Source organism: Parolsenella sp. (assembly GCF_982402205.1).
Window position 1 is genome coordinate 1 of sequence record NZ_CEVYAT010000191.1, and the last position, 2,421, is coordinate 2,421.

At 67.5% G+C, this 2,421-nt stretch carries 1 protein-coding gene; it reads left to right on the forward strand.

Features of this window, described 5'->3' with window-relative positions; genetic code table 11:
- Positions 1-41: 41 nt before the first annotated feature.
- On the forward strand, positions 42-2,421 hold a 2,380-nt coding region (gene alaS, locus AC1VTH_RS07915), incomplete at its 3' end, for an alanine--tRNA ligase (protein WP_481335612.1).

The window sequence follows — 2,421 nt, forward strand, 5'->3', positions numbered from 1 at the left end:
GTTGTATGACCGTCGACAAAACCCGAACGCAGGGGAGACATATGAGCACCGCTGACTTTCCGACCATGACTACCGCCGAGATTCGCTCGACGTTCCTCAAGTTCTTCGAGGACCGAGGCCTCAAGCTGTACCCCAGCTCCTCGCTCGTTCCCGAGGACCCGTCGCTGCTTCTCGCCAACGCTGGCATGAACCAGTTCAAGGAGTACTACCAGGGCAAGAAGACGATGAAGGAGATCGGCGCCTGCTCCTGCCAGAAGTGCGTGCGCACCAATGACATCGACTGCATCGGCGAGGACGGCCGTCACCTGTCGTTCTTCGAGATGCTTGGCGACTTCTCCTTTGGCGGCGTCTCCAAGCAGCAGGCCTGCACCTGGGCCTTCGAGCTGATCACTGAGAAGTTCCAGCTGCCGCTCGACCGCCTCTACTTCACCGTCTTCACCGACGACGACGAGACCCACGACATCTGGCGCTCGCTGGGCGTCGCCGAGGACCACATCTCCCGCCTGGGCGAGGACGACAACTTCTGGGCCGCCGGCCCCACCGGCCCCTGCGGTCCCTGCTCCGAGATCTACTACGACCAGGGCGAGGAGGTCGGCTGCGGCAAGCCTGACTGCAAGCCCGGCTGCGACTGCGACCGCTTCCTCGAGTTCTGGAACCTCGTCTTCACCCAGTTCGACCGCCAGGAGGACGGTTCGATGCCCGAGCTGCCCCACCGCAACCTCGACACGGGCATGGGCCTCGAGCGCATGGCCGGCATCATGCAGCACAAGAGCTCCAACTATGACGGTGACCTCATGCAGAGCCTCATCGCCCTGGGCGAGAAGGTCTCTGGCAAGACCTACGTCGCCGACGAGTACTCCGGCGCCTCCCGATCGCTGCGTATCATCGCCGACCACGCTCGCGCGGTTGACTTCATGATCTCCGACGGCATCCTGCCGGGCAACGAGGGCCGCGAGTACGTGCTGCGCCGCCTGCTGCGCCGCGCCGTCTTCCACGGCCGCCTGCTGGGTATCGAGGGCGCCTTCCTCACCACGTTCATCGACGAGGTCAACCGCCTGATGGGCGAGGCCTACCCCGACCTGCTCAAGAACGTCGCGCTGGTCAAGGGCATCGTCAGCGCCGAGGAGGAGCGCTTCTCCAACACGCTCGACACGGGCCGCACCTACCTCGATGAGGCTCTCGAGGGTCTCGAGGCCGGCGCCACGCTGCCGGGCGAGGTCGCCTTCAAGCTGCACGACACTTACGGCTTCCCCATCGACCTGACCGTCGAGATCGCCGTCGGCGCCGGCCACGACGTCGACATGGAGGGCTTCGACGCCGCCATGGCCGAGCAGAAGAGCCGCGCCCGCGCCGCCGCCAACCGCGACGCCTGGGGCGACTTCAACAACGTCTGGACCGCGCTGTCCGACCAGCTGGCCCCCACGCAGTTCGACGGCTACGACAGCAACGAGCTCGAGGGCGCCAAGGTCGTCGCCATCGTCGCGGGTGGCGCCTCCGTCGAGTCTGCCGAGGCCGGCTCCGAGGTCGAGGTCGTGCTTGACCGCACCCCGTTCTACGCCGAGATGGGCGGCCAGGTGGGCGACACCGGCACCCTCGCGGGCGACTCCGCCAAGCTCGAGGTCAACGACACCAAGGGCCACAGCGGCCTGTACGCGCACGTCGCCAAGGTCGCCGAGGGCACGCTCCACGTGGGCGACACCGTGTGCGCCACGATCGACGCGCACCGCCGCGAGCTCATCCGCCGCAACCACACCGCCACGCACCTGCTCGACGCCGCGCTCAAGACGGTCCTGGGCGAGCACGTCAACCAGGCCGGCTCGCTCGTCGACGACGACCGTCTGCGCTTTGACTTCACGCACTTCGAGGCCCTCACGGCCGAGCAGCTCCACGAGGTGGAGGACCTCGTGAACGTCGAGATCTTCTCGGCCAAGCCCATCGTGACGCGCGTCTGCGGCATCGAGGAGGCTAAGGCCGCCGGTGCCGTGGCCCTCTTTGGCGAGAAGTACGGCGACGTGGTGCGCATGGTCTCCTGCGGCACCGAGGACGTGCCCTTCAGCCGCGAGCTGTGCGGCGGCACCCACGCCCGCAACACCTCCGAGCTGGGCCTCTTCAAGATCGTCTCCGAGTCTTCCACGGGCTCCAACGTCCGCCGCATCGAGGCCGTGACGAGCCTGGGCGCCCTTGCCTGGCTCGACGAGCGCAACGAGGCCCTCGACGCCGTGGCCGCCGAGCTCAAGTGCCGCCCCGAGGACGCCGCCGGCCGCATTGCCGACGTCAAGGCAGCTGCCCGCGAGACCGAGGCCAAGCTCAAGCAGGCCCTGCTGGGTGGCTCGTCCGACAAGATCCAGGCCGCCATGGGTGCCGCCATCGACTGCGGCTCCTACAAGGCCGTCATCGCCCGCATGGACGGCCTCGAGGCCG